Source organism: Anaerocolumna sp. (genome assembly GCF_032079385.1).
GTDB lineage: Bacteria > Bacillota > Clostridia > Lachnospirales > Lachnospiraceae > Anaerocolumna.
In genome coordinates this window covers 12,526-28,642 of record NZ_DAMAUC010000039.1, presented here as the reverse complement: position 1 = coordinate 28,642, position 16,117 = coordinate 12,526, and the positions used below count along the sequence as shown (strand labels likewise).

At 35.9% G+C, this 16,117-nt stretch carries 10 protein-coding genes and 1 other annotated feature; of the genes, 5 read left to right on the top strand and 5 right to left on the bottom strand.

Translation table 11 applies throughout. The annotated features are described in order from the left end of the window. Window positions 1-181: 181 nt before the first annotated feature. The 3 genes from RT261_RS19885 to RT261_RS19875 all read left to right on the top strand — a co-directional run bounded on the left by RT261_RS19885 (window position 182) and on the right by RT261_RS19875 (window position 1,920). Complete coding sequence (locus RT261_RS19885) at window positions 182-661, top strand: S-ribosylhomocysteine lyase (RefSeq protein ID WP_313134883.1); 480 nt, start codon at window positions 182-184, stop codon at window positions 659-661. A 342-nt stretch (window positions 662-1,003) separates the two neighbouring features. Then, window positions 1,004-1,558: a hypothetical protein gene (locus RT261_RS19880; protein ID WP_313134882.1), complete on the top strand. Its 555-nt coding sequence runs from the start codon at window positions 1,004-1,006 to the stop codon at window positions 1,556-1,558. An 86-nt stretch (window positions 1,559-1,644) separates the two neighbouring features. Then, window positions 1,645-1,920 carry a hypothetical protein gene (locus tag RT261_RS19875; RefSeq protein WP_313134881.1) on the top strand — a complete coding sequence of 92 codons (276 nt, stop codon included), beginning with the start codon at window positions 1,645-1,647 and terminating at the stop codon, window positions 1,918-1,920. 233 nt (window positions 1,921-2,153) lie between these two features. Here the strand turns inward: RT261_RS19875 and leuS are convergent, their stop codons facing one another. The 4 genes from leuS to RT261_RS19855 form a co-directional block, all read right to left on the bottom strand. Beyond that, window positions 2,154-4,562: a leucine--tRNA ligase gene (leuS, locus tag RT261_RS19870; protein ID WP_313134880.1), complete on the bottom strand. Its 2,409-nt coding sequence runs from the start codon at window positions 4,560-4,562 to the stop codon at window positions 2,154-2,156. 143 nt (window positions 4,563-4,705) lie between these two features. Next, window positions 4,706-4,974 (bottom strand) — a binding site (T-box leader). Between the two features lie 188 nt (window positions 4,975-5,162). Then, window positions 5,163-6,704 (bottom strand): L,D-transpeptidase family protein, encoded by a 1,542-nt coding sequence (locus RT261_RS19865; protein WP_313134879.1) that lies wholly within the window; start codon window positions 6,702-6,704, stop codon window positions 5,163-5,165. 203 nt (window positions 6,705-6,907) lie between these two features. Beyond that, on the bottom strand, window positions 6,908-8,641 hold the full coding sequence (locus tag RT261_RS19860) for an ABC transporter ATP-binding protein (RefSeq protein WP_313134878.1): 1,734 nt from the start codon (window positions 8,639-8,641) through the stop codon (window positions 6,908-6,910). A 119-nt stretch (window positions 8,642-8,760) separates the two neighbouring features. Then, window positions 8,761-10,545 (bottom strand): ABC transporter ATP-binding protein, encoded by a 1,785-nt coding sequence (locus tag RT261_RS19855; protein ID WP_313134876.1) that lies wholly within the window; start codon window positions 10,543-10,545, stop codon window positions 8,761-8,763. 301 nt (window positions 10,546-10,846) lie between these two features. Here RT261_RS19855 and RT261_RS19850 point away from each other — a divergent pair, with 301 nt between their 5' ends. Then, window positions 10,847-11,458 (top strand): DedA family protein, encoded by a 612-nt coding sequence (locus tag RT261_RS19850; RefSeq protein WP_313134874.1) that lies wholly within the window; start codon window positions 10,847-10,849, stop codon window positions 11,456-11,458. Between the two features lie 114 nt (window positions 11,459-11,572). Here the strand turns inward: RT261_RS19850 and RT261_RS19845 are convergent, their stop codons facing one another. After that, window positions 11,573-12,928: an MATE family efflux transporter gene (locus tag RT261_RS19845; RefSeq protein ID WP_313134873.1), complete on the bottom strand. Its 1,356-nt coding sequence runs from the start codon at window positions 12,926-12,928 to the stop codon at window positions 11,573-11,575. Between the two features lie 322 nt (window positions 12,929-13,250). Here RT261_RS19845 and RT261_RS19840 point away from each other — a divergent pair, with 322 nt between their 5' ends. Continuing rightward, the gene (locus RT261_RS19840) at window positions 13,251-15,992 is read left to right on the top strand and encodes a calcium-translocating P-type ATPase, PMCA-type (protein WP_313134872.1); all 2,742 of its coding nucleotides are present in this window, start codon (window positions 13,251-13,253) and stop codon (window positions 15,990-15,992) included. Window positions 15,993-16,117: the final 125 nt, after the last annotated feature.

The window sequence follows — 16,117 nt, the reverse complement described above, 5'->3', positions numbered from 1 at the left end:
GAAAACCCAATCAACACTTTTTGAGTTCTACACATCCCCAGGCAAAGCGTCCTGCTGCAACAAATTTTTATTTTGTTAATATAATTTATTTGCTTTAGTGAATCCGAAATATATGATATAATGTTTCTACTTTAGAAATAGCTCATTTATTTTTATAAATTATGTAGAAAAGAGGATTGTCATGAAACAAATCGCTAGTTTTACCATTGATCATATGAAATTATTAAGAGGTGTTTATGTGTCTAGAAAGGATAAAGTAGGCACAGAAGTGTTAACTACTTTTGATATACGTATGACAAGACCGAATTTTGAACCTGTTATGAATACTGCTGAAATTCATACCATAGAACATCTGGCTGCTACTTATTTGAGAAATCATCCAGATTATGCAGATAAGGTTATATATTTTGGCCCAATGGGATGTAGAACCGGATTTTATTTAATCTTAGCAGGGGATTATCAATCTAAGGATGTAATTCCTTTATTGACAGGGATGTTTGAGTTTATAAGAGATTATGAGGGAGAGGTTCCAGGGGCTTCAGCTGAGGGCTGCGGTAATTATTTAGATATGAATTTGAATATGGCTAAATACCTGGCAAACCGCTTTTTAAAAGAAATACTCTACTCCATAACAGAAGAAAATTTAATATATCCTAATTAGATATTTCTATGATTCATTAGACTTCATTATCTTAACTAGATATTTCTAATGATTTATTAAACTTCATTATCTTAACTAGATATTTCTATGATTTATTAGACTTCATTATCTTAACTAGGTATTTCTATGGTTTATTAAACTTCATTATCTTAACTAGATATAGGTATATAAATAGTAAACATGCTTATTATTTATATACCTATATCTAGTTAAAATTCTATATCTCTTTGCCTTCAAACTACTGATTTCCTCTGAAAAGGATCTTCCGTCACCTTGAAACAAGTTGTAATAAATTCTTTCTGGATGAATATAGTGTAATGATAAAGAAGAAATGGAGAAGCCATGGATACCACCTATAAATCAGTGGATCAAGAGGAAGAATCCTCAGGGAAAAGCCAGATTGTTCATGTAATGGACATATTAAAAGCGGCATTTCCTTATCTAGACAGTGATTCTCAGCAATCAGTTGATGTTTTTGTAAAGACAGGCGAATTAATTACAACGGTAAAAGAATTAAGCCAAAATCATTCCGTTGCCTCATTAAGTGTTCGTAAACAATCTATTGATTTGGAAGCACTGTTGACTAACGTCAGAGAGGTTTGTTATCCCCGTGAAAGGGAAATTATAGATGTCATTCTTAATATTTTTAAAGCTAAAAACTTATATGAAACATATACGACTTTATCTCAGGTAATGGCTTCTCAATCACAGGGAGCGGAAGGTTTTGAGGGTAGCGAATTTGATTCGGACGGTGATCCCTCAGGCAATTTGGGCGGCATGGCAGGTATGAAAATGGACTCTAGTATGATGGAAATGTTGACTTCCATGCTATCACCTGAGCAAAAGAGTACTTTTGAGAACCTTAGTATGATGTTTAATACAATGCCGGCACCATAATTAGCTATTTGTAAACATTTGCAAGTGATTATCTCATAATCTTATGCATATAATGTAAAGAAATAAAAATTAAAAAAGAGGTAGTTATGAAAGATTTATCTTGGATGAACCATCCTGCTATAAAAAATATTGATCCTAGAAAATTAGCGTTTATCACAGAATTTGTTAATGAAACGGAAGGAAAATCCGTCGAGAAAGCCGTACCGATTCTTGTTTCTACTAACGCTAAAATGAAAGCCATGGGATTAACATTTACCCCGCAGGAATCTGACTTAATGACTGAGATTTTAACAAGAGATTTATCGGAAGCAGATAAAAAGAGATTAGAAATGTTTAAAAAAATGATGGCAAATAAAAAATAAGGAAGTGAAAGAAAGATGTCTGGTAACAAAAAAAACCTGTGTTACCAGACATCTTTTTCATATTGAAAGTACTGAAAAAACCTATTAAAATAATTAAAGCACCCAAAATTAAAACATAGAATTTGAAACGGTCTCATTTTATCATAGAAAGCTATTTAAATTAATTATAATTTAGAAACCTTTTTACAGACTTTTTCTACCATTTGTTCAAATCGATCTTTGGTTTCCTCTCACTACTTCATTACAATATTAACAATCTTTCCGGGAACATAGATTTCTTTTATAATGTTTCCGGTCAGTTTATCAGCAATGGCTTCTTTTGCTTTGGCAATTGCTGTGTCTTTTACTTCGTCAGCATTTATCATAACTACAGCCTTTGTCTTTCCATTAATCTGAACTGCTATTTCAATTTCAGAATCTTTCATCTTGTCTTCGTCATATTCCGGCCATGTTTCTTGGAATACACTTTCAGTATGGCCTAATTGTGTCCAAAGTTCTTCTGCTACATGAGGAATAAAAGGAGCTAATAAAATAACTGCTGTTTCCAATGTCTCTTTATCAATTCCACCCTGATTTTTTACAATGTCGTAGAATTTATTGTTGTATTCCATAAATCCACTGACAACAGTGTTTAAACTAAAGGATTCCAAGCGGGAAGTAATGTCATAAATCATCTTATGTCTTGTTTTAATCATTTCGTTTGTGGCTTTGATATCTTTATCCTTATTATCAAATACAAGATTCCAGAAGCGGTTGATAAAGCGGTATACACCGTCAATTCCTCTATCATCCCATTCTGAATCTAATTCTGGCGGTCCTACGAATAATTCATAAAGTCTTAAAGAGTCACAACCGTAATCTTTTACCAAATCATCTGGTGATACTACATTTCCTTTTGATTTACTCATCTTCGCACCATTTTTGCCAATCATACCTTGGTTAAATAATTTGCTAAATGGTTCATCAAAATCTACCACACCTATATCATTTAAAAACTTTGTATAAAATCTGGAATATAGTAAATGCAATACCGCATGTTCTACACCACCGATATACATATCTACCGGCAGATATTTTTCTGCCTTTTCCTTGGATACTAACTCTTCTTTATTCTTACTGTCTACATATCTTAAGAAATACCATGAAGATCCGGCCCATTGAGGCATAGTGTTGGTTTCTCTCTTTGCTGGAGCGCCACATACAGGGCATGTGGTATTTACCCATTCATGAATATCTGCAAGTGGTGATTCACCGGTTCCCGTTGGTTGATAATGGTCAACTTCCGGTAATAACAATGGTAATTCTTCTTCCGGTACCGGTACTGCACCACAGTGATCACAGTGTACAATAGGAATTGGTTCTCCCCAATAACGTTGTCTTGAGAATACCCAGTCACGTAATTTATAATTAGTGGTCTTTTTGCCAATACCTCTTGATTCTAAGATTCCCGGAATATCGCGCTTTGCATCTTCAGATTTCATCCCATTAAATTCACCGGAATTAATCATAACTCCCGGTTCTGTATAAGCTTCTGTTAAATCCTGAATTTCTACTCCGTCTTTTGCGATTACCTGAATAATAGAAATATTAAACTTGGTTGCAAAATCAAAGTCTCTGTCATCATGGGCCGGTACACACATAATTGCCCCGGTACCATAATCTGCTAATACATAATCAGAAATCCAGATTGGAACTTTTGCTTGATTTAAAGGATTGATTGCATATCTTCCTGTAAATACGCCTGTTTTTTCTTTATCTTGCAAACGATCTACAGAAGACTTCATGGAGGATTTTAAGATATACTCTTCTACTGCATCTTTTTGCTCCGGTGTGGCTAACTTTGCACCTAATGCATGTTCCGGTGCCAATACCATAAAGGTAGCTCCATATAAAGTATCTGGTCTGGTTGTGTAAACCTTCACTTTTTCATCGGTTTCATCAACTACAAAATCAATCTCTGCACCATAACTCTTGCCAATCCAATCGGATTGCATCTTCTTAACCTTTTCCGGCCAGTCCAATTTATCCAAATCATTTAATAAACGATCTGCATAAGCAGTTATCTTTAACATCCATTGTTTCAAGTTCTTCTTAGTAACGGTTTCACCGCAGCGTTCACAACTGCCATTTACAACTTCTTCATTTGCTAATCCAGTCTTACAGGAAGGACACCAGTTAATAGGCATTTCCTTTTCATATGCTAAACCTGCTTTAAACATCTTGACAAAAATCCATTGTGTCCATTTATAGAACTCCGGATCCGTTGTATTAACTTCCATATCCCAGTCATAGATCGCTGAGATTTCATTAATTTGCCTCTTAATATTCGCAACATTTTCTGCTGTTGACTTTTTAGGGTGAACACCCATTTTAATTGCATAATTTTCTGCTGGCAGGCCAAATGCATCCCAACCCATTGGATGAATGATGTAAAAGCCTTTCAGTATCTTATATCTGCTCCAAACATCACTGATTACATAACCTCTCCAATGTCCTACATGAAGACCACTTCCGGATGGATAAGGAAACATATCCAGACAGTAATATTTTGGTTTCTTGCCGTCGTTTACATTAACCGGTTTTGCTTCCCAGTTTTTACGCCACTTCTTCTCAATCTCTTTGTGATTATATGGTGTAGCCATAATCAATTCCTCCTAAATTTTTAATATATTTTGATTCTAAGCTCCCACAATATCCGTAAATAAATTACGTTAAGGGATAATAAACTATCAAGCTAACTGCTTTCTTACTTCTTAGAAATACAAAAAACCCTTTCGCCTCTATCAATAGAGACGAAAAGGTTCAATTCCGTGGTACCACTCTAATTCGTTTTAAATAGTTAAAACGCTCTCGTAATTTCTGTAACGGGAATTCCCGCCTCAATCTACTCATAGTATAAACAAGAATGAGAAATATATATCTTGCCAAATGATTAAACACTACTTCAATTAAGGAACTCCAAGGCGAGTTGGGAGATATTCACCACTGTCTTACACCAACCGACAGCTCTCTTTAGGTGTATTTTCTCTTAATACTCCTTTTCATAGCTTTTAGTTATTCCATTACCGTTTATTTTATATCAAATGGTTTGCTTTTGTCAAGTAATTATATTTTTTGTTCCTCAATTCTATTTTATAAAAATGGTAATTTCCACTTTTCTTATTTTCTTCTTTCGAGTATCCAGACAAATAATAATTCTCCCTAGGCTTCCTTATCCTGTGAATTATTATTCTCTACAGGATTTATTCTTTTACTGTAAAATATGAAATTACGCTTATATAACTTCCATCCGTATTTGGAACCAAATATTCGATTTTATATTTTCCGTTTTTCATATTACTAATCTGAATTTCCACCTGACTGGTGCAGTCTCCGTCTTTATTGAATGCCGTAATTCCTTCCATTACAAGTTCATTGTTTATTTTTGTTTCCGAAGGAACTTCTTTATTGGTTACACCTTTTATACCGGCATCACTAAAATAAGTATACTGTACCGTAATACTTGTCTTATTTCCTGCTTTATCCTTTACATGATAAGAAACGTAATAGCCATAATCACTATTTGTTTTTACATTAATTACAACATCTTTTGCTGTTAATTTAGATAGATTATCACTTACAAATAGATTTTCTGCTGCTAATTTCTTTATACCTTTACTACCTGATTGTAACTCTTTTAAAGTAATTTCTCTATGGTCGATTCCGCTTATTACAGGTGCAATATCATCAATATAAACGGTAGACGTTTCAGTCGTGGTATATTCATTCTTTGTGACAAAATATACAATTGTATAGGTTTCTTCCGTATCCTGAATAATTTCTACTTCAATATCATCAGGAGAGACTGATTTCTTTCTTACAGAGGCACTTACTCCTTCTAAAGCAAAATCCCTGTCCACTATCATATCGCTTGTTACATAGCGGTCGGTAATACCTTCCAGAACTGGTTCAAAAGAGCCTTCTTTTACTGTAATGGTAACCTCTTTCTTCTTCGTTCTTCCAATGGCATCTGTAGCATGATAAGTAACCTTATATTTACCGGCTTTAAAGATGTCAACCTTTCCTTCTACTTTTATTTTAGAGGTTATATCCATACTTGTTGTAGAAGTAGCAGTTACTCCATTTAATAAATCGATTTCTGTTCCCCATTCAATGGTTCGATTCTTTGCCCCTTTGATATCCGGTGTTTTATTATAAAATGGATTCTCTTTGTTAGGATCCGTAGGATCCCATCCGGTACCAGCTTTTAATTTAATGGTCTCCGGTTTACCTAATGGGCCCGGATTCTTGTCATTATAGATTTCAACGGTAGTTCCGACAGGGCAATTATCATATAACCATTTGGCATCCTCAACCGTTATTCGAATACATCCATGAGAGGCAGTAGTCCCTAATTTGTTGTACTGTGTGGAAGATAAGGTGGAAGGATCCATCTTATAGTACCATACGGAATGAAATAGAATTCCTTTTACAATTCGGGTTGAATATTGCCCCCATACATCACCCATAAGCAATTTCCATCGATATCTTTCCATGGTATTATATGTGCCTAAGGGAGTTGCCCATCCTGCAGAACAGGTCATCGCTTTTACAGGAACCGTATATTTTCCATTTTTATCTTTCTCGTACACGGTGATACAATTTTGCTGCTTATTTACCTTTATATAATATGGATAATCCTTTTTGGCCGATACAGTTGTAGCTTTCATTACAGCAAAACTAAAAATAAGGCACCCCATCATAAGCATCATCTTCGGTATTCTTTTTTTACATCTCTTATACATTCACACTCTCCTTATTTCTTATTTAAGACAAATACAACTTGTCAAATCAGTGTATGAAATAAAACCTCATAAAATACCATAATTTACTATTGTGTTATTCCCGTGTCACATCTATTTCAAAAGTGTTAAAGAACCATGAACTAAAAAGTTAAAATTTTAGAGCTATCCCCTACAGAAAATTAAATAAATATCTCTAGTATTTGTTAAGCAGAGAATTGACTATAATATAATTTATGATAAAATCCTTTTTTACTTAACAGTTCATCATGCTTACCCTGTTCTACTATATTGCCATTTTGAAGTACCAGTATCACATCAGCTTCCTTTATTGTTGAAAGTCTATGCGCTATTACAAAGCTGGTTCTTCCCTCCATCATATTATGAAATGCCTTCTGTATGTTTATTTCAGTACGTGTATCAATGCTGCTGGTAGCTTCATCAAGGACTAACATAGGCGGATCCATAATCATGACTCTGGCAATAGTAAGAAGCTGCTTTTGTCCCTGAGAAAGATTATTTCCCTCTTCATCTATAAGGGTGTCGTAACCGTTTGGCAGCCTTTTGATAAAACTATGTGCCCAGGAAGCCCTGGCCGCCTCTATGATTTCTTCTCTGGAAGCCTCCGGTTTGCCATATGCTATATTTTCCGCTATTGTTCCGGAGAATAGCCAGCTGTCTTGTAATACCATCCCTATGGATTTTCTTAGGTTATCCCGTTGAATATAGTATATGTTCTTTCCATCAATTTGGATTTCTCCTGAGTTAACTTGATAAAAATTCATTAACAGATTTACCAAAGTAGTCTTTCCGGCTCCGGTTGGACCGACTATAGCTACAGTCTGTCCTTTTTTAACTTGCAGGTTAAAATTCTGAATCAATGGAACTTCCGGAGAATAGGAGAAATCCACATCCTTAAACGTAACTGCCCCTTGGCAGTTCTCAAGGTCTTCTTCCGGTTCTAAAGCCGACCGTTCCGGCTCCTGATCCAGTAATGCGAAGATTCTTTCAGCTGAAGCTATTGCCAGCTGAATTTGTGAAGTAATAGCGGTTATTTCATTGATTGGCTTTGCAAATTGATTGGAGTAAGTTAAAAAGCTTGCGATATTTCCCACAGACAATCTGCCGACCAGTGCCATAAATCCGCCAATCATGGTTACGGAAACATAAGCTATGTTATTTACTAACCGTGTAGTGGGATTGGTTAAAGAAGAATACCATTGTGCCTTTTGACCAACGGTATACAGTCTCCCATTTATTTCTTTAAAATGTTCTAGAGTATGTTGTTCAAAACTAAATGCCTTAATCACTTTACTATTTCCTATCATTTCTTCCACATACCCATTCAGCTCTCCCACTGTTTTTGACTGAGCCACATACATTCTTTTTGAATGTTTGGCTATGAAAGAAGCTATGAAAAAGCAAAGGGGTGTAATCAGCACAACCACTAAGGTAATAATAGGGCTGATTGTCAGCATGAAGATAAAACATCCGATTATAATGATCACCGCTGATATGATCTGGGTTATACCTTGGAATAAACCATCGGATATTGCTTCAATATCATTGGTCAGCCGGCTGATAATATCACCATGGGGTTGGCTGTCAAAATAACGAAGGGGCAATGTGTTTAATTTATCAAAAGCCTCTTTACGTATATCATGAATGGTATTATTGGCTGCAACATTACTGATAACAGACATAAGCCATTGAAATATACTGCCTACTATATAAATCACTAGCAACCCGCTTATTATACGTATTAAACCCTGGAAATCAACCTGGCCTGCTCCTATAATATAGTCAATTGCCTTTCCTGTTAACAAGGGGCTTAAAATAAATAATGTATTTCCAAGAATAGCACAGATCACAACGGCAATCAGATGTACTTTGTATTTTCCTACGTAACTAAAGATTCGTTTAATCGTTGAACTTTTCATACTACCTCGTTTCCAGCGCTTTGGCGCTTTTTAATATAACTGTAACTTTGTCCGCCAGCACAAATTGCCGGTTGTAAACTTGTTTTTCAACCTAACCTCTATTCCAGCTTTGGCGCTTTTTAATTCATTTCCTGTGACTGACAGATTTCTCTATAGATTTCACAAGTATTAAGCAATTTATCATGTGTACCAATTCCGGCTATTTCACCATCGTTTAATACAATAATCTGATCTGCAGATTTAATGGTACTTGCCCTTTGAGTAACAATAAAGGTTGTCATAGCATTCGCCTGAAATTTTAAAGCTTTCCTGAGATTTGCATCGGTTACATAGTCCAGTGCATTAAAACTGTCGTCTAAAATTAAAATATCCGGTTTTCGGACCATGGCCCTTGCAATGGCAAGTCTTTGCCGCTGGCCTCCAGATACATTGGTTCCGCCTCTATATATTTTACTGTTATATCGATCCGGCATACGTTCAATGAATTCCGATGCCTGCGCAATATCAGCCGCCTGCTTAATTTCTTCCATAGTTGCATCCTCTTTGCCCCAACGTATATTTTCTGCTATGGTACCGGTAAATAGCACGGACTTTTGTGGAACCAGGCCTATTTTTTCTCTTAATTCATGGAGGTTGTATTCTCTTACATCCTTATTCTCTACCATAACAGCCCCTTTTTGAACATCATACATTCTTAGAATGAGGTTTACTACCGTTGATTTACCGGAGCCGGTACCTCCTATGATTCCTATGGTATCACCACGTTTTACCTTAAAGGTAATATTTTCAATATCATAATTATCACTTTTATCATAGGACATGGCAACATCTTTGAATTCTACAATATAGTCTTCCTTCCTTTGCATGCCTTTCTTTGCTGAACCACTTTGTATACTTGTACCATCCTTAGTATTATTACTAGCAAAATTAAATGTATTGGCTCCCATATTATCTGTTATGGTGGATTTGGTTTCTAAAACTTCCGAAACTCTGGCAGCTGAAGCAAATGCCTTTGTAAATATAACAACCAGATTTGATATAACGATTAAAGCCGCCAAAATCTGTGTAACATAACCAATTAAGGCAATTACTTCACCAGTTGTCATACTTCCCTTGTTGACACGGATTCCGCCAAACCATATAATTGCTGCAATTGCAAAGTTTAGCACCAGATTCGTTAATGGATTTAGTAAAGCGGAGATTCTGCCCACTTTTATGGCATGATCTGCATATTCTTTATTTCTATATGCAAAACGGGCCTTTTCATAATCAGTTCTTGCAAATGCACGAATGACACGAACTCCGCTGAGGTTTTCCCGTAACACCAGGCCGATACGGTCAATACTCTTTTGCACCGCCTTATATAAAGGAACTGTTCTTTTCATGGTAAGCATAAGTATTAGAACAAATATAGGCAAAACAACAAGCATAATAATAGATAATTTAAAGTCAATGATAAAGGCCATAGTCAGACCGCCAATACAGAGGAAAGGAGCACGAATTACAAGTCGAATTAACATAGCCACTGCAAGCTGAACTTGATTTACATCTCCTGTTATTCTATTAATCAAAGAAGATGTTCCAAAACGGTCCAGTTCGGCATTGGAAAAAGTACCGATATGTTCAAACATTTCATTACGGATGTCCGTACCAACTCCTTGCGAAACCAGGGAGGCGCTATATTGGCAGGCCAAGGCACAGGATATACCCACAATGGCTGTTAATAACATAATACCGCCCATGGTAAGAATATATTTTTTATCTCCATTTGCAACACCTATATCAATAACCTTGGACATAAAATAAGGCAACAGCAATTCTAAAATTGCCTCAAAAAGCTTAAACATAGGTCCAATGACCAAAAGCTTCCTATAAGGTTTTAAAAAACGTGATAATTTTCTCATATGTTAAACTCCACTCCTTCTAATTCAAGTAAAATTCCTTAAATAAACTTTTTATTTGTTCACCTTTGAAATATATATATGATATTTTGTATCTTCCCAAATACCAATCGTTATAAATTATAGCATTTTTTCTTACATTTGTTAATATAATTTGAAGCTAATTCCAATTTTAGATTATTGGTTTTCCCGCGAAATGATTTTTTGTGATATTACTTCCTTAAAGTACTTTTCTTTGAAATATAATCATGAATATAGTTCTTTGTTAATATATTTTAATAAATTCATTCCTATAGGAGATTTCATGAATTACTTTACAAATCTTATATTTAAGCATGGGATTTGGGCTATGTTTTTTATCATACTCATTGAATACGCATGTTTTCCTATATCTAGTGAAATTGTTCTGCCTTTCTCAGGTGCAATCGCTTCTTTGCAGCATATAAGCTATTTCGTTATTCTTCCAGTCAGTGTAATTGCCGGCTTACTGGGCACCAGCTTTTGTTATGTAGTAGGTAGAGTCGGAGGAGGTGCTCTAATAGACAGACTGGTAAAAAGATTTCCCAAAGCAGGAAATGGAATACAATCATCTCAGGAAAAGTTTATAACGTATGGTGGATTCGCTGTGTGTATTGGCCGTCTTATACCTATATGCCGTACCTATATTGCATTTATTGCAGGTGCAGCAAAACAAAATCCAATTACTTTTCTAATATGCTCTTTCTTTGGAATTACTGTTTGGAATTCGGTTCTTATAGGATTGGGATTTATATTACATGATAAATGGAGATTAGTCAGCGGCTATTATGAAAGATATAAAGATATTATACTGCCCCTGACGGTTTTGATTTTATTAACGGTTATAGCCAGAGCAAGAAAAAAGAAAAGTCCGGGAACAGAAACGGAGACAAAATAATTATAAGGGTACGTATTATCTAAGAATTCTAGTATTTAAATTCTTAGAGCACGTACCCTTATATTATCTAAATTTTAAAGTAATTGGACTAAAAAAGGTAATCTTATAATAAATCTAAACACTGGTTACCAGAGATTTATCTTTCCACTTTCCGGATGCATACCGAATACATCCAACCGTAGAAGTTAAAAGCCAGGTTAATCCTGTTGCCCACCAGATACCCTGGTATCCAAAATAGGATGATAGCACATTAGCAAAGACTACTCTGCACACTACTTCTGTAACGCCCATAAGCATAGGAATCTTCACATCCCCGGCGCCACTTAGCAAGTTTCTTGAGACAAAAATCATTCCTACAAAGCTATAGAAGAAGCATGGAACTCGAAGGGCCTCAATTCCTATTCGTATTACTTCCTGATCTTCTGCTTTAATAAATAAGTTTATGATAGCTCCTCCTCCAAAATAAATTACAGGAAGCATAAATAAACTAAATCCAACTATAAATTTTGTTGCAGAAGCAAAACCTTTCTTTACCCTATCAAACTTTCCTGCACCTATATTCTGTCCTGTAAAGGTGGTCACTGCCATTCCCAGGGATACACCTGGCTGAAGAATCAACTGTTCAATTCTGGTTGCAGCAGTTGCTGATGCCATTATAGTATCTCCATAATTATTAATAACTCCTTGCAGCGCCATAGTCGAAAGAGATACAAAAGAATTCTGCAAAGCAACCGGAATGCCAAGCATCAAACATTTCTTTACAATTTTCTTATCCGGACGAAATTCATTTATAGGCATTCGCAATAACTCAACCTTCTTAAAGGCATATAAGATACAACCAATTGCCGCTACTATTTGGGAAATAATCGTTGCCCAGGCTACTCCTGCAACTCCCATATGAAAAACAATAACAAACAATAAGTCTAAAATTATATTTAAAATACATGCCACAACTAAGAATATTAATGGAGTTATGGAATCACCTAACGCCCTTAATATAGTAGCTATCCAATTATAGGCACCAATCCCTATAATACCGATACTACAGATTTTTAAATATGTAACTGCCTGATCAATAATATTATCCGGCGTGTTTAATAATTCCAGCATGGATCTGCTTGCAAAAAATCCCAGAATACCCATGATAACTAAAGCAACTATAATTACATATGCCCCCGTTGCAAAGCTCTTTTTAATATTTTCTTCATCCTTCGCCCCAAAAAACTGAGACGTAATTATGGATATGCCCGCTGCTAACCCCAAAGCTAGAGAAAATATAAGAAAGTTAATGGGACCTGTTGTTCCTACTGCTGCCAAAGCTTCTTTTCCTTCATAATTACCAACTACAATAGCATCTACCATATTATATAGCTGTTGGAATACATTTCCTATTAACAAAGGAATGGAAAATTGAAGCAATAGCTTTGCAGGGCTGCCTACCGTCATGTCTGTGGTCATATCTTTTTTCATCTGAATAATACCCTTTCATTCTTCTTTTACTATATTTTTTTATATATTTAAAACAATCACTATTTATTATATAGGAAATCACTTAAAAGTAAATCCCATTAATACTAATCTTTTACCCTAAATATCGTGGCTTTCCAACTGTGAAAGGAGTGAAGAATAAAATCCAAACATTTGTTGAAGTCGAAATCCCTCAAAACTTAATATCAGATAATAATATAATTCTTGTCTATGCAATATAAGCAGAAATGTATTGTTTGGCAACTTGCCTCATATAATTATTTAGACATACATGAAAAGGTTAAGGTGAGAAAAGAGGTTAAGTATGATGAATTGGCACTGTACCACCAAAGAAGAGGCAGAAAAAGCATTACAAACTTCTATTGAAAAAGGATTATCCAAAAAAGAGGTATTAAAACGGCAAAAAAAATATGGTCTAAATATATTGGCAACCAAAAAAAAGAAGAGTATTATTGTAAAATTCTTTAATCAGTTTGCTGATTTTATGATCATTACTTTAATCTGCGCAGCTCTTGTATCCTTTTTAGTATCCTTGCTGCATGGACAATTGGATTTTGTTGATCCGATTATTATTTTACTTATTATCACATTGAATGCCATATTAGGTGTATTGCAGGAAACCAAAGCAGAAAAATCCCTGGAAGCGCTCCAGAAAATGTCCGCTCCTACGGCTCATGTCTTACGCGATGGAGTCATTTCCAACGTAGATGCCAAAGAATTGGTGCCGGGGGATATTATATATCTGGAAACCGGACACTTTGTACCTGCTGACGGAAGGCTAATAACTGCTACAAACTTAAAAGTAGATGAAGCTTCCCTTACCGGTGAGTCACATCCAGTGGAAAAAGAAGCAAATATTGTATTAAAAGAAGACGCTTTACTTGCAGACCGCCACAATATGGTCACTGCAACAGGGATCGTTACATATGGCAGGGGAACTGCAATCGTTACTGCTACCGGTATGCATACGGAAGTAGGTCATATTGCTAAATTAATCATGGAAGACGATACTCCAATGACACCCCTTCAAAAAAGATTAGCAAGTACGGGTAAAGCCCTTGGAATAGCCGCTTTGCTAATCTGCATAGTAATATTTATACTTGGTATTTTAAAGGACCGTCCTATATTTGACATGTTTATGACCTCTGTCAGCCTTGCTGTAGCTGCTATACCGGAAGGGCTTCCAGCTATTGTAACTATTATGCTTTCCCTTGGTGTACAGCGAATGGCTAAGAAAAATGCGGTAATTAGAAAACTTCCTGCTGTAGAAACTCTTGGCAGCGCAACGGTAATCTGTTCCGATAAAACAGGTACCTTAACTCAGAATAAAATGACCGTTACAGAGCTTGCCTCCGTTCATGGCAAAGAAAGGCCGGACAGTTCTTACAGTCAATTACTGTTAACTTTAACCTCCTTATGTAACGACTCTATTCTGCAAGTAACGAATAAGGGAAAGCATTCCTCCGTTTCCGCAACCGGAGAGCCCACAGAAAAGGCATTTATATTAGCAGCTTACCAGTGCGGAATATTAAAACCCCAATTAGATTTGAACAATCCAAGAATTTATGAAATACCTTTTGACTCTACAAGAAAGCTCATGACTACTGTACATAGGGAAGCCAGCGGAAATATCCGCAGCATTACCAAAGGTGCTCCGGATATTTTAATATCAAAATGCACCCATGTTTATCAAAATGGTAAAGAAATACCGATGACCCAGACCCATATTAAATTCATGGAGAAACAAAATCAAAGCATGGCCGAACGTGCATTAAGAGTTATTGCTGTAGCTTATAAGAATATTTCTTCTTCTGATATAACCAATTACAATTCTTCGAAAAAAGGTGTATCCAATCTGGAATTTAAAAAGCCTTTGGAATCCGGCTTGATTTTAGTTGGTCTTATTGGAATGATAGATCCGCCAAGAGAAGAAGTTGCTGAGGCAGTATTCACCTGTCAGATGGCAGGAATAAAACCGGTTATGATTACGGGAGACCATGTATCCACTGCATGTGCAATTGCAAAAGAATTAGGTATTATGGGTTCAGGGGATCTTGCCATGACAGGAGCAGAACTTGCTAAGATTGATAATGATTCTTTAATAGAACAGATTCACCATTATTCCGTATTCGCAAGAGTTTCCCCGGAACACAAAGTCCGTATCGTTAAAGCTTTTCAGGCACGGAATGAAGTAGTTGCCATGACTGGTGATGGTGTAAATGATGCACCCGCTTTAAAAGCTGCTGACATTGGCTGTGCCATGGGCATAACGGGTACTGATGTTGCCAAGAATGCAGCTGACATGATACTGACAGATGATAATTTTGCTACTATCGTAGCTGCTGTAAAAGAAGGAAGAGGTATCTATGATAATATTAAGAAAGCCATTCATTTTCTTTTATCCTGTAATATAGGTGAAATTATAACCATATTTGTAGCAATTCTCCTTGGCTTACCTTCTCCTCTTCTGGCGGTACAGTTATTGTGGGTAAATCTTGTAACGGACTCCCTGCCTGCCATATCCTTAGGAGTGGAACCTGCTGCCAAAGATATTATGAAGAAGAAACCCATCCCTCCTGATAAAGGCATGTTCGCAGACGGCCTTGTATTTAAAATCTTATTCGAAGGAATTATGATAGGTTTCCTTGCCCTATTAGCATTTATTATTGGTATCCGGGTATATGACAGCCAGGTAATTACAGATCCTCTTCTTTTGCATAGCAATACCGTGACTATGGCAGCCTCACTTGTTCCAAACATAGGAAGAACCATGTCTTTCGCAGTATTAAGCCTTTCTCAGCTGTTTCATTCCTTTAATATGAGAAGCGAGCATTCACTGACGAAAATTGGCCTGTTTTCTAATATAAAGCTACTGCTGTCCTTTTTCGTATGTGGTTTTCTTCAGGTAGTGGTTATTTCAGTAAAACCATTGGCGAATATATTTAAAGTAGTGCCTTTAAATGCCGCTCAGTGGTCAGTAGTATTGGTTTTATCTTTTCTACCAGTAGTAATCGTAGAGATACAGAAATCTATGTATAAAAAATAGTTTTTATTTATAAAGTAAATAACCTGAATGCCAATTTAAACAGCTTCTTCCGGAATCTAATAAAAGAGCTGTTACAAAACCAATCTATCATCCTGAAAAGCAGACCCAGTAATGTTGTGAGTCAT

What these genes read in the sequence shown, in the direction of transcription:
- RT261_RS19885 (WP_313134883.1), top strand. Translation starts at nt 182, where the DNA reads ATGAAACAAATCGCTAGTTTTACCATTGATCATATGAAATTATTAAGA.
- RT261_RS19880 (WP_313134882.1), top strand. Translation starts at nt 1,004, where the DNA reads ATGGATACCACCTATAAATCAGTGGATCAAGAGGAAGAATCCTCAGGG.
- RT261_RS19875 (WP_313134881.1), top strand. Translation starts at nt 1,645, where the DNA reads ATGAAAGATTTATCTTGGATGAACCATCCTGCTATAAAAAATATTGAT.
- leuS (WP_313134880.1), bottom strand. Translation starts at nt 4,562, where the DNA reads ATGGCTACACCATATAATCACAAAGAGATTGAGAAGAAGTGGCGTAAA.
- RT261_RS19865 (WP_313134879.1), bottom strand. Translation starts at nt 6,704, where the DNA reads ATGTATAAGAGATGTAAAAAAAGAATACCGAAGATGATGCTTATGATG.
- RT261_RS19860 (WP_313134878.1), bottom strand. Translation starts at nt 8,641, where the DNA reads ATGAAAAGTTCAACGATTAAACGAATCTTTAGTTACGTAGGAAAATAC.
- RT261_RS19855 (WP_313134876.1), bottom strand. Translation starts at nt 10,545, where the DNA reads ATGAGAAAATTATCACGTTTTTTAAAACCTTATAGGAAGCTTTTGGTC.
- RT261_RS19850 (WP_313134874.1), top strand. Translation starts at nt 10,847, where the DNA reads ATGAATTACTTTACAAATCTTATATTTAAGCATGGGATTTGGGCTATG.
- RT261_RS19845 (WP_313134873.1), bottom strand. Translation starts at nt 12,928, where the DNA reads ATGAAAAAAGATATGACCACAGACATGACGGTAGGCAGCCCTGCAAAG.
- RT261_RS19840 (WP_313134872.1), top strand. Translation starts at nt 13,251, where the DNA reads ATGATGAATTGGCACTGTACCACCAAAGAAGAGGCAGAAAAAGCATTA.